Source organism: Elioraea thermophila (ex Habib et al. 2022), from assembly GCF_003336755.1.
In the GTDB taxonomy this organism is placed as follows: Bacteria; Pseudomonadota; Alphaproteobacteria; order Acetobacterales; family Acetobacteraceae; genus Elioraea; species Elioraea thermophila.
Map to the genome: position 1 here is coordinate 1,017,628 of NZ_QMDI01000002.1, position 19,820 is coordinate 1,037,447.

The 19,820-nt window shown below is 72.9% G+C and carries 21 protein-coding genes, 1 tRNA gene and 1 pseudogene; 11 read left to right on the forward strand and 12 right to left on the reverse strand.

Translation table 11 applies throughout. The features are described from left to right. The first annotated feature begins 31 nt into the window (after nt 1-31). From DWB05_RS06615 to DWB05_RS06630, 4 genes are read left to right on the forward strand one after another with little or no spacing between them, the layout of a single operon-like run. Nucleotides 32-715, forward strand: coding sequence for a MarC family protein (locus tag DWB05_RS06615; RefSeq protein ID WP_232818417.1), 684 nt, complete (start codon nt 32-34; stop codon nt 713-715). 58 nt (nt 716-773) lie between these two features. After that, nucleotides 774-1,592: a HesA/MoeB/ThiF family protein gene (locus DWB05_RS06620; RefSeq protein WP_114376199.1), complete on the forward strand. Its 819-nt coding sequence runs from the start codon at nt 774-776 to the stop codon at nt 1,590-1,592. Next, nucleotides 1,589-2,065, forward strand: coding sequence for a DsrE family protein (locus DWB05_RS06625; protein WP_114376201.1), 477 nt, complete (start codon nt 1,589-1,591; stop codon nt 2,063-2,065). Before DWB05_RS06620 ends, DWB05_RS06625 begins: the two co-directional genes overlap by 4 nt. 32 nt (nt 2,066-2,097) lie before the next feature. Next, complete coding sequence (locus DWB05_RS06630; RefSeq protein WP_114376203.1) at nt 2,098-2,721, forward strand: SH3 domain-containing protein; 624 nt, start codon at nt 2,098-2,100, stop codon at nt 2,719-2,721. Between the two features lie 8 nt (nt 2,722-2,729). Here DWB05_RS06630 and DWB05_RS06635 read toward each other — a convergent pair whose 3' ends face one another. Continuing rightward, complete coding sequence (locus DWB05_RS06635) at nt 2,730-3,311, reverse strand: hypothetical protein (RefSeq protein WP_157967108.1); 582 nt, start codon at nt 3,309-3,311, stop codon at nt 2,730-2,732. Nucleotides 3,312-3,344: 33 nt separating this feature from the next. Here DWB05_RS06635 and DWB05_RS06640 point away from each other — a divergent pair, with 33 nt between their 5' ends. From DWB05_RS06640 to DWB05_RS15190, 5 genes are all read left to right on the forward strand, one after another. After that, complete coding sequence (locus tag DWB05_RS06640) at nt 3,345-4,235, forward strand: DUF2272 domain-containing protein (RefSeq protein ID WP_114376207.1); 891 nt, start codon at nt 3,345-3,347, stop codon at nt 4,233-4,235. Nucleotides 4,236-4,458: 223 nt separating this feature from the next. Continuing rightward, the gene (locus DWB05_RS14640) at nt 4,459-4,602 is read left to right on the forward strand and encodes a hypothetical protein (protein ID WP_157967109.1); all 144 of its coding nucleotides are present in this window, start codon (nt 4,459-4,461) and stop codon (nt 4,600-4,602) included. After that, on the forward strand, nt 4,590-5,285 hold the full coding sequence (locus tag DWB05_RS14645) for a UDP-N-acetyl glucosamine 2-epimerase (protein ID WP_232818418.1): 696 nt from the start codon (nt 4,590-4,592) through the stop codon (nt 5,283-5,285). The genes DWB05_RS14640 and DWB05_RS14645 overlap by 13 nt, the downstream gene beginning before the upstream one ends. A gap of 56 nt (nt 5,286-5,341) precedes the next feature. Then, entirely contained in the window at nt 5,342-5,461 is a 120-nt protein-coding gene (locus DWB05_RS06650; RefSeq protein WP_114376211.1) for a hypothetical protein, read from the forward strand. Next, nucleotides 5,458-5,973, forward strand: coding sequence for a nucleotide sugar dehydrogenase (locus tag DWB05_RS15190; RefSeq protein ID WP_198669063.1), 516 nt, complete (start codon nt 5,458-5,460; stop codon nt 5,971-5,973). The genes DWB05_RS06650 and DWB05_RS15190 overlap by 4 nt, the downstream gene beginning before the upstream one ends. Nucleotides 5,974-6,094: 121 nt before the next feature. On the opposite strand, the gene DWB05_RS06660 is transcribed toward DWB05_RS15190, so the two are convergent. The 6 genes from DWB05_RS06660 to DWB05_RS06685 form a co-directional block, all read right to left on the reverse strand. Continuing rightward, nucleotides 6,095-6,904 carry a PEP-CTERM sorting domain-containing protein gene (locus tag DWB05_RS06660; protein ID WP_114376213.1) on the reverse strand — a complete coding sequence of 270 codons (810 nt, stop codon included), beginning with the start codon at nt 6,902-6,904 and terminating at the stop codon, nt 6,095-6,097. Nucleotides 6,905-7,198: 294 nt separating this feature from the next. Beyond that, nucleotides 7,199-7,879, reverse strand: coding sequence for a PEP-CTERM sorting domain-containing protein (locus tag DWB05_RS06665; protein ID WP_232818419.1), 681 nt, complete (start codon nt 7,877-7,879; stop codon nt 7,199-7,201). A gap of 368 nt (nt 7,880-8,247) precedes the next feature. Further along, on the reverse strand, nt 8,248-8,943 hold the full coding sequence (locus tag DWB05_RS14855) for a PEP-CTERM sorting domain-containing protein (protein WP_198669064.1): 696 nt from the start codon (nt 8,941-8,943) through the stop codon (nt 8,248-8,250). Nucleotides 8,944-9,183: 240 nt separating this feature from the next. After that, nucleotides 9,184-9,831, reverse strand: a complete 648-nt coding sequence (locus DWB05_RS06675) for a PEP-CTERM sorting domain-containing protein (RefSeq protein WP_114376217.1) — start codon at nt 9,829-9,831, stop codon at nt 9,184-9,186. A gap of 167 nt (nt 9,832-9,998) precedes the next feature. After that, the gene (gene xrtA / locus DWB05_RS06680) at nt 9,999-11,516 is read right to left on the reverse strand and encodes an exosortase A (RefSeq protein WP_114376219.1); all 1,518 of its coding nucleotides are present in this window, start codon (nt 11,514-11,516) and stop codon (nt 9,999-10,001) included. Between the two features lie 117 nt (nt 11,517-11,633). After that, nucleotides 11,634-12,005: a PEP-CTERM sorting domain-containing protein gene (locus DWB05_RS06685; protein WP_157967111.1), complete on the reverse strand. Its 372-nt coding sequence runs from the start codon at nt 12,003-12,005 to the stop codon at nt 11,634-11,636. Nucleotides 12,006-12,315: 310 nt separating this feature from the next. Here DWB05_RS06685 and DWB05_RS15345 point away from each other — a divergent pair. Next, nucleotides 12,316-13,353 (forward strand): annotated as a pseudogene (locus DWB05_RS15345) (glycosyltransferase family 4 protein); the annotation flags it as partial. Nucleotides 13,354-14,558: 1,205 nt separating this feature from the next. On the opposite strand, the gene DWB05_RS06695 reads toward DWB05_RS15345, so the two are convergent. The 5 genes from DWB05_RS06695 to DWB05_RS14650 form a co-directional block, all read right to left on the reverse strand. Then, a tRNA-Leu gene (locus DWB05_RS06695) sits at nt 14,559-14,645 on the reverse strand. 49 nt (nt 14,646-14,694) lie between these two features. Beyond that, the gene (locus tag DWB05_RS06700) at nt 14,695-15,678 is read right to left on the reverse strand and encodes a M14 family metallopeptidase (RefSeq protein WP_114376597.1); all 984 of its coding nucleotides are present in this window, start codon (nt 15,676-15,678) and stop codon (nt 14,695-14,697) included. Nucleotides 15,679-15,691: 13 nt separating this feature from the next. Further along, nucleotides 15,692-16,888 (reverse strand): acetylornithine deacetylase, encoded by a 1,197-nt coding sequence (gene argE, locus DWB05_RS06705; RefSeq protein ID WP_114376224.1) that lies wholly within the window; start codon nt 16,886-16,888, stop codon nt 15,692-15,694. Nucleotides 16,889-16,928: 40 nt separating this feature from the next. Continuing rightward, nucleotides 16,929-17,867, reverse strand: coding sequence for a site-specific tyrosine recombinase XerD (locus DWB05_RS06710; protein WP_114376226.1), 939 nt, complete (start codon nt 17,865-17,867; stop codon nt 16,929-16,931). A 5-nt stretch (nt 17,868-17,872) separates the two neighbouring features. Then, nucleotides 17,873-18,055, reverse strand: a complete 183-nt coding sequence (locus DWB05_RS14650) for a hypothetical protein (RefSeq protein ID WP_157967112.1) — start codon at nt 18,053-18,055, stop codon at nt 17,873-17,875. 17 nt (nt 18,056-18,072) lie between these two features. On the opposite strand from DWB05_RS14650, the gene aroB reads away from it, so the two are divergent. Continuing rightward, nucleotides 18,073-19,806, forward strand: a complete 1,734-nt coding sequence (gene aroB, locus DWB05_RS06715; protein ID WP_114376228.1) for a 3-dehydroquinate synthase — start codon at nt 18,073-18,075, stop codon at nt 19,804-19,806. Nucleotides 19,807-19,820 lie beyond the last annotated feature (14 nt).

Here is a 19,820-nt window from a genome sequence, read left to right on the forward strand (position 1 = left end):
GCGGTCGAGGCGGTGAGCGAGGCGACCGCCCGTGCTCGACACCACGCTGTTCAGCCGGCAGGCGCTGGAGACCTTCCTGCTCGTCTATCCGGCGCTCTTCTCGATCGTGAACCCGATCGCAGGCGCCTTCATCTTCAACGAGGCGACGGCCGGGGCGGAGCGGACGCTCGCCGCCCGCCTCGCCCGCCGCGTCGCGCTCTACTCGCTGATCGTCATGCTGGTCGCGACCTGGGCCGGCTCCGCCATCCTGTCCCTGTTCGGCATCAGCCTCGCCGCCGTGCGCATCGCAGGCGGCCTCGTGCTCTCCCTCTGGGCGTTCAATCTCCTTTCGGCACCGGAACAGCGGGAGGAGCGCAAGCGCGACGAGGCCACCGCGCGCACGATCGGCGACGAGGCGGCGTTCTTTCCGCTCACGCTCCCGTTCACCACCGGCCCCGGCACCATCGCCGTCTGCATCGCCTTCGGCGCCACCCGCCCGCGCGACCCAACGCTTCTCGCCTCCTTCGCCCTCGGCACCACCCTCGCCTGCCTGGCGATGGCGGTCACCATCCTGCTCGCCTACGCTTACGCCCCGGCCATCGCCCGTCGCCTGGGTGCCACCGGAACCCGCGTGCTCACCCGGCTCGCCGCCTTCCTCCTGCTCGCGGTGGGGGTCCAGATTCTGATCAACGGGGTGACCGACGTGCTCGCCCCCCTGCTCGCCGGCCGGTCCTGATGTGAGGGCCGGGCGGGGGGTGACGGCGGGCGGGATCCGTGGCCATCTCTCGCCCGCGATGGACTTCTCAGAGGACCAGATCCGGCGCTACGCCCGTCACATCCTGCTGCCCGAGATCGGCGGGGTCGGCCAGGCGCGGCTTCTGGCTTCGCGCGTGCTCGTCGTCGGTGCCGGGGGCTTGGGCTCTCCCGCCCTCCTCTACCTTGCCGCCGCCGGTGTCGGCACGATCGGGGTGATCGACGACGACGTGGTCGATCTCTCCAACCTGCAGCGGCAGATCGTGCACGACACCGCCGCGCTGGGGCGGCCGAAGGTGGAAAGTGCGGCGGCGCGCCTCACCGCCCTCAACCCCGACGTGAGGGTCGAGCCGCACCGGGCGCGCCTCGATGCATCCAATGCGCTCGATCTCGTCTCCCGCTACGACCTGGTGCTTGATGGGTCGGACAATTTCGCCACCCGGTTCCTGGTTGCGGATGCCTGCCACCTCGCGGGCCGCACGCTCGTCTCCGCCGCCGTGCTGCGCTTCGAAGGCCAACTCTCCACCTTCAAGTCGCATCTCGGCCCGCCGCACCCCTGCTACCGCTGCCTCCACCCCGCGCCGCCGCCGCCCGGGCTCGTTCCCACCTGCGCCGAAGCCGGGGTGTTCGGCGCCGTCACCGGCGTGCTCGGCGCCCTGCAGGCGACGGAGGCGCTGAAGGAACTGCTGGGCATCGGCGAGGGCCTCTCCGGGCGGCTCCTGCTGTGGGATGCGCTCGCTGCCGCCTTCCGCACGGTTCGGCTCAAGCGCGACCCCGCCTGCGCGCTGTGCGGCGCAAACGCCACCATCCGCGACCTCTCGGCCCACGCCACCCTCCGTGAACCCGCCTGTCCGGCATGAGCCTGTTCGATCTTCCCCTGCCCGCCCTGCCGACCCAGACCGGCCCGGTGCCCCTCGGGATCCTGCTCATCTCCGGCACCTACGAGCGCGCCCATTACGCCCTCGTGCTCGCCACCGCCGCCGCCTCGGTCGGCCGGCCGGTCGTCCTGTTCGCCACCGCCGGCGGCTGCCGTGCCTTCCTCGGTCCCGCCGCCGACGGCACGCCGGGCTGGGCGGCGCTGGAAGCGGTGGGCATCGGCGGGCCGAAGGGGGCGCTCGCCCGCGACGCCTGGTTGCGCGAGAAGGGGGTGGCGGGGTTTGCCGAACTCCTCTCCTCCGCGGGCGAGCTCGGCGTGCGGCTGATCGTCTGCGAGGCCGGGCTGAAGGCGGAAGGGCTGCGGGCGGAGCAGCTCGACCCCGGACTGAACGGCGAGGTCGCCGGCGTGGTCACCTTCCTCGCCGAGACCGAGGGCGGGCAGATCATCACGCTTTGACACGGCGCGGCGCGGCTTGGCAGAGGAACGCCATGCTGCCGGTCCTGCTCGTTCTGGTCGTGTTGTCACAACCAGCGATGGCGGAAAGCCGGCGAACGGCCGCCTTACCGCTCCCTCCCCCCTGGCCGGCGGAGCGCGCCGCCCCCGCCCCCTCCCCGGCCGTGCCACTGCCGCCGCCCCCGCCGGGCGCCGCTGCCCCGCCGGCCGCCCCGCCAACCTTCACCCGCGGCCCCGTGACGGGGCTGCCGCTGCCGCGCTTCGCGAGCCTCGGGCGATCGGAGATCAATCTCCGCGCCGGGCCGGGCACCCGCTTCCCCATCGAGTGGACCTATCAGCGGGCCGGGATCCCGGTGGAGATCCTGCACGAGTCCGACACTTGGCGACGCGTGCGCGACATGGACGGGGTCGAGGGCTGGGTGCAGCAGGCGCGGCTGTCGGGCCGCCGCACCTTCATCGTGCGGGCCGGCACGCACACCCTGCATCGCGACGCCTCAGAACGCTCAGCCGCCGTCGCCCGCGTCGGGGCCGGCGTGCTCGGCACCATCCGACGCTGCGCGGCCTCCTCCGCCTGGTGCGAGGTCGAGGTGCAGGGACGACGAGGCTTCCTGCCGCGGGCGGCGATGTGGGGGGTTTACCCGGGCGAGGAGGTGCGGTGAGCGGCCCTTCAGAAATGGAAACGGCGGTGGGAGCCGTCGGGCCGGTTCAATTGCGCCTCGGCGAAGGCGGCGGCACGGCCCGCCTGGACCGCCGCCGGCATGTCGTCGAGAAGCACGAGCACCTCGGCCGGGGGCTTGACGAACACCGTCGGGGCGATCGCCGCCTCCGCCGCGGCGCGATCCTGGCGCGCCAGCGCCCCCGCCGCGGCAACGAGGGAGCGGATCACCGCCTCCGGCGGCGCGTCCGGCCGCACGCCGAGGATCGCCCGCAACTCCGCGCGGCCCTGCCGCATCAGGATCTGGCTCAGAGGATTGACGCCGACGAAACGGAGGCCCTCGAGCTCAAGGGCGGCGAACTCATATTGCGCGACGACCTGGGCGGCCAGCGCCGGTCGCGCGGTCAGGGCGCCGGGAGAGCGCAGGTAGTACGAGGCGGAGGCGACCGAGGTCGCCACCGGGTCGGTGGTGATCGCAACCCCGAACAGGTCGCCGTAGACGAGACCGCGCTCCGGTGGCGTGCCGGGCGCCTGCACGCACGCGGACACGAGTAGAACCACCGGCATGACGCAAAGGGCGAGGACACGCGTCACCCTGGCAACCATGGGATCTCCCGAACCCTTCTGATGCGTCTCGTGGTGCCCTTGACTCTGGTGCGCTTGACGATCTCGTGGAGGGTCGCACGCCTCTGCGGCATCACGGTGGCCTTGGCCGTCGCCGCCTGCGCAGCCCCACCGCCCGCGCTGGAGGAGCCGCCCATCCTCTACCCGGCCTCGGCCCGCGAACGGCTGGTGCGGATCGCACTCGCCGAATGGGAGGAATGGGGACGGCAGTTCACCGACCATACGGGAAGCGTGGCCGGCGCTCCCGCCCAGGCCCCGCGGACCGAGGAGGAGGAGGAGGCCTTCCCCGCTCTCGTCGCTTACTGGTCGGCGGTGCCGGGGCGGGAGGCGACGCTGGCCCGCAATCGCGCCCGGCTTCGCGTCCTGCAAGGGGGTGGGACACCGGACGCCGCGCCCTGGACGGACGTGCCCTGGAGTGCCGCCTTCCTCTCCTTCCTCCTCCGCGCCGCCGGATACGACGCGACGGATGCGCCCTCGGCCGAGGCGCACTGGGTTCTGGTCGATCATCTGATCGCGCGCGAGACCCGCTTTCCCGGCCGCGCCCCCTTCGCCCCCCACGCCCCGAGCGCCCGCCCGCCGCAGCCGGGCGACCTCCTGTGCGCGACCCGCGGTGCCGCGCGCGGCCGCTACGCCCGGCCTCAGGATCGCGCCGCCGAAGCCGGCCGTCCGGTGCCGATGCACTGCGACGTCGTGGTCGGCGTGCGCGAAGGCGTGGTCGAGGCGATCGGCGGCAATCTCGGCGACGCGGTGCGATTGATCCTGCTGCCGACGGGGCCCGACGGGCGGCTCATCCCCGCCCCGGCGGATGTCCCACCCCCGCCCGCCTGGTTCGTGCTGTTCGAGAATCGCGCTGGCCGCGCCCTGGCGATCGCGGCGCGCGACGCGGCTCGGTAAGGCCCCCTTCGCGTCCCCGCGTCCCCTCCCCCGTGCTCGATGGCCGGACTGAGGGATCACGCGGAGCCGCCGACCCAGCACCTCCTGCCGCGACGCGGCCTGTTCGCCGCTCTCGCGGTTCTGGACTTGCCGCCCGGTCCCGCCGCCGCCCCGATCTACCGGATCGACGAACGCGTCGGCTCCATCGCCTGTCCGTCTTCGGTGCTCAGGCTGTTTGCCGCACGTGCGCGCGCCGTGCGCGGCCCTGTACCGCGTGCTTCGCCCCATCCATCTCGCGCTGGCCGTGCTCGTGCCGGGCCATGCCGCGGCCGCGCTGCTGCACCAGCGGCAGGGCCGGGCCGTGCTCTGCCGCATGTGGCGCGGCTGAGACGCGGTCGGCTTCGGGCCCCTCCCTTGCACGACTGTCGGTCCGGGCGCCCCCCCGCGCCGACCGCGGACGCGGCGGAGAACCTCCGCCGGGAGGCCGTACGGCGCGGACGCATCGCGGTGACCGGCAACACCGGCATCGATGCCCTGCTCGCAGCGGCGCAGCGTCCGGAGACCGAGCCCGCCTTGCGCGCGGCGGTGGCTCGCGCCCTGCCGGACCTCGCCCCCTCCCGGCGTCTCGTCCTGGTCACCGCGCATCGGCGGGAGAGTTTCGGCGCGGGGCTTGCCGGCATCTGCCGCGGGCTAGCCGCCCTCGCCGACCGCGGCGACGTCGAGATCGTCTGGCCACTGCACCCGAACCCGGCGGTTCGCCGCCCAGTGACCGCCACGCTCGCCGGCACACCCGGCATCCGCCTGGTCGAGCCGTTGGGCTACGCGCAAATGGTTGCGCTGATGCAGCGCGCCACCCTGATCATCACCGGCTCGGGGGGCATCCAGGAGGAGGCGCCCGCCCTCGGGCGTCCCGTGCGCGTGCTGCGCGACGTCACCGAACGGCCGGAGGCACTGGCGACCGGGGTGGTGCGCCTGGTCGGCACCGACCCCTGGCGGATCCTCACCGAGGCCGAGCGGCTGCTCGACGACGACGCGGCCTACGCGATGGCGGCGCGCCCGGTCTTTCCCTAGGGCGACGGACGGGCGGCGGAGCGGATCGCGGCGGAGATCGGGGACTGGATGGGCACATGAGCCGGGTCTGCGTGGTCGGGCTCGGCCATGTCGGCCTGCCGGCGGCGGCGATGCTCGCCGCGCGCGGTTGTACGGTGATCGGCTGCGACAGCGACCCCGCGTCGTCGCGCGGGTGAACGACGGCAAGCCTCCGTTCCGCGAACCCGATCTCGACGGGCTCGTCGCCGACGACCGCATGGTCGGCGGGCTCACCCCGGCCTGCGCCGAGCAGGCCCGCGCCCCTTATGCGTGCTTCGTCGAGGGGGCCCTGATCGTTACCGACTGCCGCACGGCGGAGTTGGTCAAGCTCGCCGAGAACGCGTTTCGCGACGTCAACATCGCCTTCGCCAACGAGCTCGCCGCCCTCTGCGAGCGTCTCGGGGTGGATGTCTGGCAGGCGATCGCGCTCGCCAACCACCAGCCGCGGGTGGCGATCCTGCGCCCCGGTGCCGGCGTGGGTGGGCATTGCATCCCGCTCGACCCCTGGTTCCTGATCGCCGCCGCCCCCGACCAGGCCCGGCTGCTCGCGACGGCGCGGGCGGCGGTGGTGGCGTTCCTGGTGCCGCACCGCGCGTTCCGGGGCATCGACCGGAGGCGCCTTGCGGAACAGCGGGTGGTCGACCCGGCCGGGGTGCTGGCGGAGGGCTGAGGGGTGGACGGGCGACGGGCCGGGAGGTCGCCCGCCCGACCCGGCTCCTTGCGGACGGCGCCGTGCCGTCCGCTCCCCTGCGTGTCGACCCCTCCCGTCGGCGGCGGGGCGGGTACCCGCCTCAGGCGTCGCGGCGGCGGCGGGCGGCGAAACCGAGACCCAGCAGCCCGGCACCGAGCAGCGCGAGCGAAGCGGGCTCGGCCACCTCGATCGGGCGGAAGGTCACGTCGGCGCCGAACACCAGCCCCGACTGCACGAGGTGGCGGTCGGCGAAGAAGACGTCGATCCGGTTGGTGCCGGCGGGAAGCCCGGCGACCGTGATCGGTGCCGGGGTGAGCCCCTTCACCCCGCCGAGATCGACCTTCAGTTCGCCGTTGATGAACACCCAGGCATCGTCGTCGGCGCCGAGGGTCAGGGTGATCGAGCCCGGGGATGGAAGGTCGAACTCGCCGAACAGGTGCCCGGCGAGGAAACCGTCGGCGTTGGACGACGCACCACCGGGGAAGAGGTTGCTCGGCTGGCTGAACGGCAGGGTGACGATGCTCGGCCAGAAGGTGTCGGTCTGCACCGTGTAGGTGAAAGTGGTGCTGCCCCGCGTCGCCGTCCGCGTACCGGCAGTCCACCACAGGATTTGGCCGTTGCTATCGACGTCGAGGATGTTGGCGGCCGATGTCGCCGGAGCGGACGCGGAGGCGGAGGACCGGACCGGCAAGCCGTTCGGGCCGAGGGTGGCGTTCACCAGGCCCGTCACCGTCCCGGTGATGCTCACCTGGACGTCGACATGCTGGGTCTGGCCGGGCTGCACCGAGCTGCCGAAGGGCAGCACGAACCACTTCGCGTTGAGCTGGCTCAGCGAGGCGGTGGCCGGCCCGGTGGCAAGACCGGCACCGAGGCCCAGGATGGCGGCGATCAGTCGGACAGGGACACGCATCGGTTGTTCCTCCTTGCGGTGCGGCGCACGAATGCGCCGACGCCGTCGCACACGTCGCAAAATTGGTACCAATGGAGGAAATCCGCCCTTTCCCTGGCCACGATCGTCCCCACCGGTCCGACCTGTCAAATTTTCCGACACGTCCTTGGGTTGCACGCCGCTCACCGCGAAGGGCGGCGGCATGGAAAAGGGCCGGGAGGTCGCCCTCCCGGCCCGGCTCCTTGCGGACGGCGCCGTGCCGTCCGCTCCCCTGCGTGTCGACCCCTCCCGTCGGCGGCGGGGCGGGTACCCGCCTCAGGCGTCGCGGCGGCGACGGGCGGCGAAACCGAGGCCCAAGAGGCCCGCGCCGAGCAGCGCGAGCGACGCGGGCTCGGGGGCCGGTACGATGCCGGCAAAGGCGAAGATCAGGTCGTTGTAGTCCCAGTCCACCCCTTGGCCGGTGGGGTCATTCAGCTTGCGGTCCTCCCAGGCGATGACGATGATCGGGGCGGAGCCGGCGGCGGCCACGAAGTTCGACCACGCGGTGGCAACACCGGGCTGGCCTGAAATCGCGCCCGGCGTGAGGCCGAGGACGGACTCGATGGTGGCCAAGCTGGTCGTGCCGGTCACCCGCACCGCGTGCCCGTTGCCGTCAGCATCGAGCACGTCGGTATAATAGGTCTCCCCCGACGTCGTGTTCTCGAGCTTGAAGGCGATCGGGCCGCCGGCGAAGGCAAAAGACTTGATGGTGCCGGGGGCGTCAGCTCCCGGGTTGTTGTTGGTGAACAGCGCACCCGCCGGCCCGCTGAGGATCGAGCGATCGGCGGCGTCGGAATAGAGGAAGATCGCCTCGATGGCCGGCGACCCGCCGACCAGGCTCAGCACCTGGTTGACCGGCATGCCGGGCGTGAACGGCGGGAACACGGTGGCGGCGCTGGCGGCACCGCCGACGCCGACGGCGACGGCAAGGCCGAGAACGGGAGCGGTCAAACGCATCTTGGTCCATCCCCTGTATGGCGTGGCCGGGCCCATCCCGACACGCGCGAATATTGCCCAAGCAAAGCCCGGGCCAAATCCTGAACCCTTTGATCGGAAAGGCGTTTTCTCGTGAGCCGCATGCGGGAAGGCGTCAGGTGTCAAGTTTTCCGACACCTGCCCGCGGCAAACCGCGCCTTACCGACGATGATGTGCAGAGGGCGGTGTAAGATTTTCCGACACCCCCAAGCCGCAGCGGGCGGGGCCGGCGGCAACGCGAAGGGCCGGGAGGTCGCCCTCCCGGCCCGTATTCGTCCGGGCGGCCCCCCGCCGCCCGGCCCCTGTGTCCGGCCCCGCAGGTGTCGGCGGCGGCGCCGGTCAGTCTCCGCTCAGCCGGCGCGGTGCCGGCGGGCGGCGAAGCCGAGGCCCATCAGCCCCGCGCCGAGGAGCGCAAGCGAAGCGGGCTCGGGCACTCCGATCACGCGCGCGGTGATGCGGATGATCAGGTCGTCGAAGTCGTCGTCGGCATTGCGCCCGCTGTCATCGAAGCCGAGCCAGAGCACGGTGCCCGTGTCGCCCGAATTGACGGGATTGCCCTTGCCAGGGCCGGTGGGGTCGTTGAAGGTGGCCCAGAAGCCATAGTTCAGCGGACCGGCGCCGATCAGTTCGGCCGCCTCGCCGTTCGCGTTCGGGTTGCCGGGCTGGGCTTGGCTGACGAACTGGAACGGCAGGGGGCCGGCGGCGGCCATCGTCCTGACCTGGGTCGGGAACGGACCGGCGAAGGAGAGGTTGGCGCGCTGGGTGGAGACGAAGCTGAAGGTCGGCGCTGCCGTCCACTCGAACGCATTGGCGGTGAAGCCGGACTCGCGGAACAGGAACTCGAAGGTGAGTTCCACGTTCGGCACCGTGGTCGAGATCGTCATCGCCACGTTGTTGTTGCGCCCGGCCCAGCCGGCGCCGGCGAAGTCGTTGTTGGCGGTGGTGGTGAAGGCCTGGCCGCCCGTGATGGTCAGCAGCGCGGCAGTCGCCGGCGCGGCCACGACCAGCGCCCCGGCGGCGGTCGCGGCGAGAAGGAGTGTGCGCATCGGTATCCCTCGTCAGTCAATGCTGCAGCCCCTCGGCTGTCGTACGTCGTTCTGCACGTCGCGTGCCAAGCGGACAAGGGCTTGATCGGGAACGCGTTTGCGTTGCGGCAGCGGCACGGTCGGAGCGGGGTGTAAAGGATTCCGACACCCCCGCTCGAGCGGTAAAAGCGACGGGCCGGGAGGTCGCCCTCCCGGCCCGTGTCCCCTGAAGCCCCGCGGTCGGCGGCGGGGGGCGCGCGGTCAGGCGCTGCGGCGGCGGCGCGCGGCGAAGCCCAAGCCCAGAAGGCCGGCGCCGAGCAGGGCGAGCGAAGCGGGCTCGGGCACCGGGGTGCCCCCATCCGCCTTCGTGTCGTAGAACACGAGGTGCGAGAGGCCGCAGGGGTCGTCGCCGCCCCTGCCGCAGAAGGCGGGGGTGAACCACTTCGCGGCGTAGACGCCGTTGGGATCCGGACCGTCGGTGAAGGCGAACAGGTTGAACCCGGGCCCTCCCTTCACGGTAAAGGCCGTGATCAGCGGATCACCCGGCCCCGGGGTGTAGTACCACACCCCCGTCTTGCCCTCGTCGTCGTTGGTTTCGAACTTGAACTCGTTGCCGTCGATGGACGGGAACAGCCCGGGCGTGAACGTGATCTCGAAGCCACCCTTCGTGAACTCGAAGTCGAACTTCGCGATCATCGGGGTCTTCTTGATCGACGGGATCTTGGGATCCTGGGAGTCGAATTCCGCGTAGCACTCAGGCGGCTTGCCGAAGAGACCGGCACAGTCGTTCTGCGGATCCTTTGGGTCGCCGAAGGTGGCCACCAGGATGCTCGCCTCGGCGGCCGGCACCGCGGCGAGGCCGAGGCCGACGGCCGCAACTCCACCCACGAGCAACGATCTCCCACGCATGCTTCCACCCCTCCTGACTGCACTCCGCTGACCGGCGCGCGCCCCGCGGCGACACGCAACTGTCACATTGGCAAACAGCATGCCAGCAAAGCGGAATCAGGCACTTGGCGTTGTGAAGACGTACCGAACGGAGCCCGGTGTAAGGATTTCCGACACGTTATGGTGTATCACTGCCCGCGCGACAGCGCGGCGGCCTGCGCCGCCAGCCCCTCCGTCTGGGCGGCGAGCAGCGCTTCGGCGACCGCCCGCGCCCGCGGCCCCGACACCGCCTCCGGCGCCCCCTCCGGCGCGCGCAGCTCCACCGCCGCCACCACCGGCCGCCCCGCCCCGAGGCCCAGGCTGTTCTTCGCCTGCGCGAGCCGGGTGGCGATGCCGTCGCCCACCCCCCTCCCGTCGAGGAAGGAGGCGGTCGCCACCACCCGGCCTTCGGCCCCTTGCACGCGGACGCGCCACACCCCGCCCGCCCCGGTCGGCACGGCGAAGGTGAGGTCGGTGTCGGTCTCCCGGGCGAAGCGCCGCCGCGCCGCCGCCACCTCGTTCCAGGTCGCCGCGGTGGGGAACACGAGCACCTGTGCCTCGGCGCGCAGCCCGGCGCACACCAGGGCGTCACCCTCCGCCGCGCACGGTCCGGCGGCGAGACGGGGCGGCTGCGGCTGCGGCTCCGGGTCGGCCGACAGCAGGGCGGCGGCCGCGGGCCCGGCCGCCGCCACCGCCAGCCCGGCCGCAGTGGCCAGGGCGACCGCCCGTCCGCGTGCCGGCCCCACGGGGCGGATCAGCCGTCGCCACCAGAAGGCACGCGGGTGGTCGGCGCGATCCTCGCGGAACGGCAGCCCGGCGAGGACCAGCAGCAGGATGATGGCCGAGAAGAAACCCCAGCCGTAGAGCACGTGGTCGGCCGCCGCCGCCTCGGCCGAGCCGATGTACTCGGCGGCGACCACGATGCCCAAGGCGCGCACGCCGTTGGCGATGATCGGCACGATGATGGCCAGCGCCATCACGATCAGCCGCCGCCCGGGGCTGCGGAACATGGTGAGCGCGTAGAGCGCGCCGAAGGCGAGTGCCGCGATGGTGAAGCGCAGCCCCGCGCACGCCTCGGCGACGTGGAACACGCCGGCGGTGGTCTCGATCAGCAGACCGTCCGTGTAGTGCGTGATGCCCCAGACATCGAGCCCGATGTCGATGAAGCGGGCGGTGATGTGCTGCAGGAGGGGGACGGTGAAGCCGCCGAAGGGGATGAGAAAGATCGTGTAGGCGAGGGGGCCGGCGAAGGCAGCCGCGACCCGCCAGCCGAGCACGGCAAGGACGAAGACCTGGACGATCGCCCAGGCGGTAAGTTGCCGCCCTTCCATGATGCCGAGCCGTTCGGCGGCGAGCCAAGCGAGGGCGGGGGGGACGGCGAGCAGGGCAAGCCGCGGGTCTGGGGCGGGCGCGAGGTGGGCCGCCCGCTCGCGCCTCTGCCAGGCGAGCCAGGCGGCGATCGGGCCGATCAGCCAGCAGTGGTTGTAGGCGGTGGAATTGTTCCAGACGCGGACGGCAGCCGCCCCCTCCTCGGCGAAGACGACGCCGAGCAGGAAGGCGAGACCGAGGGAGAGGGCGATCAGCGGCCCACGCCAGGGGGAGGGCGTCCGCTCAGGTTCGGGTGCGGGAGCCGGTCGGGAGGCCGACGGCGAGCTGATCACGTTCATCGGGCCTCTCGTGCCGGACGGTCATCTCGTGGCGCGCGATGAGTCTCGCAGAGATGGGCGACGCCCGGCGGAGAAGATGCCCGAGCAAAGCTCCCTCCGCAAGCGCGAGGGCGCCCCTCAGCCGGCAGTGGCTGCCGTCCGGCGACGCCCGGCGAGCAGTGCCACGCCGAGCAGGCCCAAGCCGAACAGGGCGAAGGCGTTCGGCTCCGGGACCTCGGTGGGGGGCGGCCCGTCGCCGCCCGGGGACTCGGTCGGCCCGTCGCCTCCTCCGACCGGCACGCCGTCACCGCCACCGGGACCTGCGAAGGCCGCAGGGCCCAAGGTGAGCGGCGGGCCGAGCAGGAAGGGCGGGACGAAGGGGGGGGCCGGGGCGGCCGCCGGCGCGGCGACGGGGGCGGCAGCGGGCACGAACTCCGCCGGCGGGATCAGGGCCGGCACGCCGGCGGCCACGCAAACCAAGGTGAGCACCGGCGCGACGCGCGGGCGCATCGCCGCCGCGGTTCCCGCCGAGCCGGTGGCGGCGCGGCGCACCGGCCGTGGCCGCGGTGCGGCTGCCGGCTGCCACTCGCCGGCTGGGCGAGCGGCGCGAGGGCGGGCGACCCAGAAGCAGCGGAGCATGGTGAACCCCTTCAAGCCAGCGTCTCAATAATATATCTGTCTCAGTGTTTTTTGCAACCAGCTGCCGCGCTGCGCTGCCATGCAGACGCCTCGACCCGGCCGCCCTCTCCCCTCCGATCGGCCGCCGCGCTAGACCCCAACGCGGACGACGCCGCGCCACGCCGCCCTGCGGGAGACGCCGATGCCCCGATCCGACGCCGCCGCAGAGGCCACACCCCAGCCCCCGTCGGGGCCCCGCGTGCTCCACCTCTATCGGCGCTTCCACCCCGACTACACGGGCGATGGCATCTACTTCACCCGGTTGATCCCGCTGATCGCTGCCGCCGGATCAGCCGGCGAGGTCCTCGTGCACGAGACCACCCCGCCCGACGGGGCCGAGACACTGAGCCATCGCGGGGTGACGGTGCACTACCTCGCCGCCCGCCGGAAGCCCTCCACCATCGCCCTGCTGCGCCGGCTGATCGCCGACCGCCGACGCTACGACGTGTTGCATCTCCATTCGCACGTCGACCGCACGCTCATCTCCTATCTCGCCATGCGCGCGCTCGGCTGGCGCGTGCTGTTCTCCTGCAGCCTCGACGACAGCCCGACCGAGGTGCTCGCGGGCTACCGCCCGCGCTATCGTCCACTCGTCCGCCAACTGTTCCGCGCCATCGACCGCTTCGTGGTGATCAGCCCACAGCTCCTGCGCCGGTCGCTGGAGACGGTGGCGCGCGACCGACTGGTGTTCCTGCCGCAGGGCACGGTGCTGCCACCCACACCGACCGATGATGCCGAACGCCTTGCCCAGCGCCGCGCCTTGGGCCTGCCCGAGGACGCCGTGCTGCTGCTCAACGTCGGCTCGGTATCGCGACGCAAGGGCACGGACTGGCTGGTCGAAACCCTCGCTCGGGTCGCCGACCCGCGGGTGATGCTGGTCGTCGTCGGCCCCGTCCTCGAGGCCGATTTCGCCGCCGAGGTCGAGCGCAGGACCGCCGAACTCGGGCTCGCGGACAGGGTCCGCCTGGTCGGCTTCTGCGACGACACCGCACCCTACTACCGGGCGGCCGACGTGTTCGTCTTCGCCTCCACCGCGGAAGGCTTCCCCAACGTCCTGGTCGAGGCGATGGCGCACGGCCTGCCCATCGTCATGCGCTTCCTGCCGGGGCTTGCCGACTTCCTCGTCCGGCCAGGGGAGACCGGCCACCTCGCCGCGACCGAGACCGATTTCGCCGCCGCCCTCGCCCAGCTCGCCGCCGACCCCGAGCGGCGGCAAGCCTTCGGCCGCGAGAACCGACGCTTCGCCGAACGCAATCTCGACCTCACCGCGGTCGCGCGCGGCTACGCCGCCCTCTATCGCGGCGAAACGCCGCCTGCGGTCGCCCCCGATCTCGTCGTTCGCTTCGCCCGGGACCTCTCGCCCGGCCCGGGGTCGCTGGGCCTGGTCGAGGTGGACACGCCCCGCACCTGGCGGCCGCAGCTCCTGGTCGTCATCGACACCGAGGCGGCGTTCGAATGGGACAAGGGTACCTACACCGATGTCGGCGACACCGTGCCGACCCGGGCGCTGGAGCGCGGGCTCGACCTGTTCCGCCGGTACGGGCTGCGGCCCGTGCTGGTGGTCGACCAGCCCGTCGCGACCAACCCGGAGAGTGCGGCCGTGATCCGCGCGCTGGCGGCGGAAGGCTGCGAGATCGGCGCCCACCTCCATCCTTGGAGTTCGCCGCCCGCCGTCGAACCGCGCGACGACTGGCATTCCTTCTGCGGCAATCTCGGCCCCGCGCTCGAGCGGGCGAAGCTCGCCGCGCTGACGGAGCGGATCACGGCCCTGCTCGGGCGACAGCCGACGATATTCAAGGCCGGCCGCTACGGGCTTTCCGCCAACACGGTCGCCGCGCTCGCGGGCCTGGGCTACCGAATCGACTGCTCGATCTGCCCGGCCTACGACTACAGCCGGATCGGCGGGCCGGACTTTTCCCGCTTTTCCGCCCGCCCGGGCTGGTTCCTCGGCCACGGCACGCCGATCCTCTCCCTCCCCACCACGGCGGGACGCATCGGCTGGCTGTCGCGGCTTGCCGACGGACGGGGGCTCTCGCCGCAGGCGCGCCTCGGCCGTCTGGCGGCGCGGGCCAACGCCCTCTACCCGGTCCGACTGTCGCCAGAGGGAGCGACTCTTGCTCAGATGCAGCGCCTGACCCGGCTCCTGCATGCGAAGGGGCTGAGGGTGTTCACCCTCTCCCTGCACAGCCCCTCGCTCAGCCCCGGCTACACGCCCTACGCCCGCGACGCGACAGAGCGCGATGCACTGGTCGGGCGGATCGACGCCTATCTCGGCTGGTTCCTCGGCGCCTTCGGCGGCGAGGCGACGACGCCCGCGGCGCTGCATGCCCGCCTCGCAGCGGAGGTGCCGCCGCCCGCCGGTCTCGCCCGGGCGGCGGGGCTCGATGGTGCGGGCGGTCGGGGTCGAACCGACATGACCTTCCGGTCACCGGATTTTGAGTCCGGCGCGTCTGCCAATTCCGCCACGCCCGCGCCGCGCGCCTTATAGCCCACCGCACGGCGGCCGCCCACACCCGGCGGCTCAGCCGGCGGGGGGCGGGGCGAAGCGGGCGAGCCGCACCGCCGTGTGGCCGCGGCAGGTGCGCAAGCTCGGCATCACCAGCAGGCAGTCGTCGTGCGGCGTGCGGATCTCTTCCCCGCCGTCGAGCGCGATCAGCGTGTTGCGCGCGGCGATGATCTCGCCGCCGCGGAAGGGCTGCACGAAGGCGAAGTCGGAGGTGCGGGCGGTGACCGTGCGCGTGACCTCGGCGTAGCGGACGGCGGACGGCGCGTGGGCGGAAGAACGGGGCGCGATGCGCTCGGCGGCCGCCCGGTCGATCATGCCGAGCCCGGCCAGGAGCCGCGCCACCGTCGACGCCATCACCCGCTCCGTCTCCGCCACCCAGTGTTGGCCGGCCTCGACCAGGATCGCCACCTTCGGGCTGGTCGGGTCGGCGAAAGGGCCGTAATCGATCAGGCGTCGTCCGCCCAGATGACCCTCGTCGCCGACGACGAGGGGCGGCGTGCCGACGCCGACCGCGAAGCGCCGCGCCTTCGCCGCCGCCCCCGCGATCAGCAGCGGCTCGCCCTCCCAGAGCATCGAATGAAGGTCGAGCAGAACATCCACCGTGTCGATCAGCGGCCGCAGCGCCCGCGCCCGCCGCCGCTCCGCGCTGTCAGGCGGGCCGGCCAACGCCTCCTCCGACCACACGCGGTTCATGTCCTCGTCGACGAAGCGGCTCGCGGTGGGGTTTGCCGGGTCGAAGCGGGCGAAGGCGTCGAGATTGGCGAACACCAGGGAGAGGCGTCCCAGCCGGGGACGCAATCCTTCGCGCAACAGGCGGTCGAGCAGACGCGCGCCCGCGATCTCGTTGCCGTGCACCAGCGACACCAGCGCGACGTGAGGCCCGGGGGCACCGGCGACGAAACTCCACACGCCGGGGATCCCCACGTTGCCGGCACGCCAGGCCGAGAGGTCCGGGGCAGCGATCTCGACCCGTCGCGGCGGGGAGAGGCCGGCGGGCACGGCAGCGCGCCCCTCAGGCGGCGAGGCGGTCGGCGAGGCGCTCGAGGAAGCGGGCGCAGGCGACAAGCTCGCTCTCCGCAATCCATTCGTCCGGCGTGTGCGCCTGGGCGATGTCACCCGGCCCGCAGACGATCGCCGCCATGCCGGCCGCCTCGTACACCCCGCCTTCCGTGCCGTACGATACCCGGCCGGTCTCGTTCGCCCCCGTCAAGCCCCGCACCATCACCGCCAGCGGGTGATCCTCGGCGAGATCCATCCCCGGCAGCAGCGGGTTGGTCTCGAACGCGATCGCCGCCTCCGGGGCAACCGCCTTCAGCGGCGGCAGCACCACCCGCTCGGCATGGGTGCGGAGTTCCTCGAGCAGAGCGAAGGGATCGTCCTTCGGAATGAAGCGATATTCGAAAAGGATCTCCGCCTCCTCCGGCACCACGTTCAGCGCGGTGCCGGAGCGGAAGACCCCGGCGTGGCAGGTGGTCCAGGGGGGCGTGAAGCGCGCATCATGCGGGCCCTCGGCGACCCGCCGCGCCTGCTGGCGGGAGAGGGCGGCGACGATCTCAGCCCCGGCGTGCAGGGCGTTCGCCGCCCGCTCGGGATGGGCCGAGTGCCCGGCGCGGCCGCGCACCGTGCAGCGCACCGAGAGCTTGCCCTTGTGGCCGAGGATGGGGCGCATCGAGGACGGTTCGCCGACGATCACCCACTCGGGACGCACCGGCAGGCGCGCGAGGTCGGCGGCGAGGGCGCGGGCGCCGTGGCAGCCCACCTCCTCGTCATAGGTGATGAGCAGGTGGATCGGGCGCTTGAGCGCGCGGGCGGCGAACATCGGCACCGCGGCCAGGCAGGCGGCGACGAAGCCCTTCATGTCGGCGGTGCCGCGGCCATACAGACGCCCGCCCTCGCGATGCAGCCGGAACGGATCGCGCGTCCAGGCCTGGCCGTCGACGGGCACGACGTCGACATGGCCCGACAGCGCCACCCCCGGCCGGTCCTCGGGCCCGATGGTGGCGAAGAGATTGGCCTTGCGCCCCGTCGCGTCGTGGAAGAGGCGCGAGGCCACGCCGTGCTTCGCCAAATGGTCGCGGATGAAGTCGATGCAGGCGAGGTTGCTGTTGCGGCTCACCGTGTCGAAGGCGACGAGGCGATCGAGCAGCGCGATCGCGTCTGCCGCCGCCACACCGTCCGTCTCTCCGTCCTGAGCCACGGTCCCTGCCATCAGAGCCTACCGTTCCATCATCGGGTAGCGTACGGCACGGTCAACCTGACCCGCGCACTCGGCCTCTTCGTTGCGCGAGAGGGTGGTGGTCCGCCACCGCCCGCGCCGCCCGCCCGCCGTCGAGATGGGTGTAGATCTCGGTGGTGGCGATGTCGGCGTGACCCAGCATGGCCTGCAGGCTGCGCAGATCCGCCCCCCGCGCCAGCAGGTGGGTGGCGAAGGCGTGGCGCAGCACGTGCGGGCTGACCCGGTCCGGGTCGAGCCCGGCGGCGAGCGCGACCTCCTTCAGCAGTAGCGCGAAGCCCTGCCGCGTCAGGTGGCCCGCGCGCGAACGGGAGGGAAACAGCCACCGCGCGGCCGGGCCCGTCGCGCGACGCGTGGCGAGATGCGCCAGCCACGCCTCGACCGCCGCCCGTGCCGCGCCGCCGAGCGGCACCAGCCGCTCCTTCGCCCCCTTGCCGCGCACCAGGATCGCCGCCGCGCCGGGGCGAATCGCCCCCCTCGGCAAGGTGACGAGCTCGCTCACCCTGAGCCCCGTGGCGTAGAGAAGCTCGAGAAGCGCGCTCGCCCTCAGCCCCTCCTCGCCCGGCAGGCGCCCGGCCGCCTCCAAGAGGGCGGCAACCTCGCGTTCGGTAAGCACTTTCGGCAGACGCCGGCCCGGTTTCGGACGATCGAGGCCCTCGGTCGGGTCGTCCGCCCTGAGGCCCTCGCGCAAGAGGAAGAGGTGGAACTGGCGCAGGGCGGAGAGCCGACGGGCGGCCGTCCGCGGGGAGAGCCCCGAAGCGTGGAGCCCCTGCAGATAGGCCCTGAGGTCGTCGGTTGCGGCCGCCTCGAGGCCGAGGCCGCGACGGGCGCAGAAGCCGGCGAAGTCGGCGAGATCCGCCGCGTAGGCGGCGAGCGTGTTGCGCGCGGCACCCCGTTCGGCCGCCATCATCTCGAGGAAGGCCTCGATGCGCGGGGAGCTGGGCGGCGCGGGCATCACGCTCAGCGCGGGGCGAAACGCTCGGTCGGTAGCACCTTCTCGACCGCCACCGGCTTCGGCTGGGGCGGATCCAGCCCGAGCCAGACCGCCCCCGCCACGACGAGGCCGAGAAGCACGAGAGCGAGCACGAACCAGACGCGCAAACGAGACCCCCTTGGCCAATCCTGGCGCTGGGCGGCGGGCATGCTAGCGTTGGTCCGGCATGATGCGGGACTTGCTCGCCCCCTGTCCGGCCGCGCCCGACTCGCGCCCCATCCAGTCTAGCCCCGACGCGGCGGGCGGCGAACCGGGGCCGGCCGTGGCAGACGGCCGCTCGATCGTGCTCGTCGGCCTGATGGGGGCGGGCAAGAGCGCGATCGGCCGGCGCCTCGCCGCCCGGCTCGGCCTGCCCTTCGTCGATGCCGATGCCGAGATCGAGCGGGCGGCCGGCATGAGCATCCGCGACATCTTCGCAAGCCTCGGCGAGCCCGCCTTCCGGGCCGGTGAGCGGCGGGTGATCGCCCGCCTGCTCGCCGGGCCGCAGATCGTGCTCGCCACCGGGGGCGGTGCCTTCATGGATCCGGAGACCCGGGCGCTGGTGCGCGCGCGCGGGCGCTCGATCTGGCTCAAGGTCGATCTGCCGATCCTGGTGCGCCGCGTGTCGGGGCGCAACGACCGGCCGCTGCTCGCCGGCGGCGATCCGGCGGCGATCCTCGCCGAGCTCGCGGCCAAGCGGTATCCCGTCTATGCCGAGGCCGACGTGATCGTGCACTGTCGCGACGAAGCCCCCGAGCAGACGACCACCCGCGTGCTGAACGCCCTCCTCGCCCATCGCCCGCCGCGCACGGTGCGCGTGCCGCTCTCCCACAACGCCTACGACGTGCTGATCGCGCCCGGCCTCGTGCGGCGGGCGGGGGCAGAGCTCGCGCCGCTGTTGCCCTCGCGGCGCGCGGTCATCGTCGCCGACGAGGCGGTCTGGCGCCTGCACGGGGCGGTGCTGGAGGAGGGGCTGGCCGAGACGGGCTTCAGCGGGCGAACGCTGCTCGTCCCGCCCGGCGAGGGCGCGAAGTCCTTCCCCGCCTTCCAGGATCTGGTCGAGCGCATGCTGGCGGGGGGCCTCGACCGCAGGACGGCGGTGATCGCGTTCGGCGGCGGGGTGGTGGGCGACCTCGCCGGCTTCGCCGCCGCCGTCGCCCTGCGTGGCCTGCCCTTCGTGCAGGTGCCGACCACGCTGCTTGCTCAGGTCGATTCCTCGGTCGGCGGCAAGACCGGGATCAACACCGCGCACGGGAAGAACCTGGTCGGCGCCTTCCACCAGCCGCGTGCCGTGCTGTGCGACACCGCGCTGCTTGCCACCCTGCCGCCGCGCGAGCTGCGGGCGGGCTACGCCGAGGTGGCGAAATACGGGCTGATCGACGACGCGACGTTCTTCGCCTGGTGCGAGGCGAACGGGCGGGCGGTGGTGGCGGGCGACGCCGAGGCGCTGGCCGAGGCGGTGGCGCGGTCGGTGGCGGCGAAGGCGCGCGTGGTGGCGGCCGATGAGCGGGAGGAGGCGGCCGAGGGCGGCCGTGCCCTGCTCAATCTCGGCCACACCTTCGCCCATGCCGTCGAGGCGGAAGCCGGTTACGACGGGAAGGTGCTGCTGCACGGCGAGGCGGTCGGGCTGGGGATGGCGCTGGCGTTCCGTTTCTCGGTCCGGCTCGGCCTGTGCGAGGCGGCGGAGGCCGAGCGCGTGACGGCCCACCTCGCCGCCGTCGGCCTGCCCGTCCGGCTCGCCGACACCGGGCGCAGCTGGAGCGCGGAGCGGCTGATCGCGCGCATGCGGCGCGACAAGAAGGCCGCCGGAGGCACGCTCACCTTCGTGCTGGTGCGCGGCGTGGGCCGAGCCTTCGTCGCCCGCGACGTGGCGGAAGAGGCGGTGCGCGGTTTCCTGCTCGAGGAAGGAGCGACGGCATGATCACCGGCGTCGGT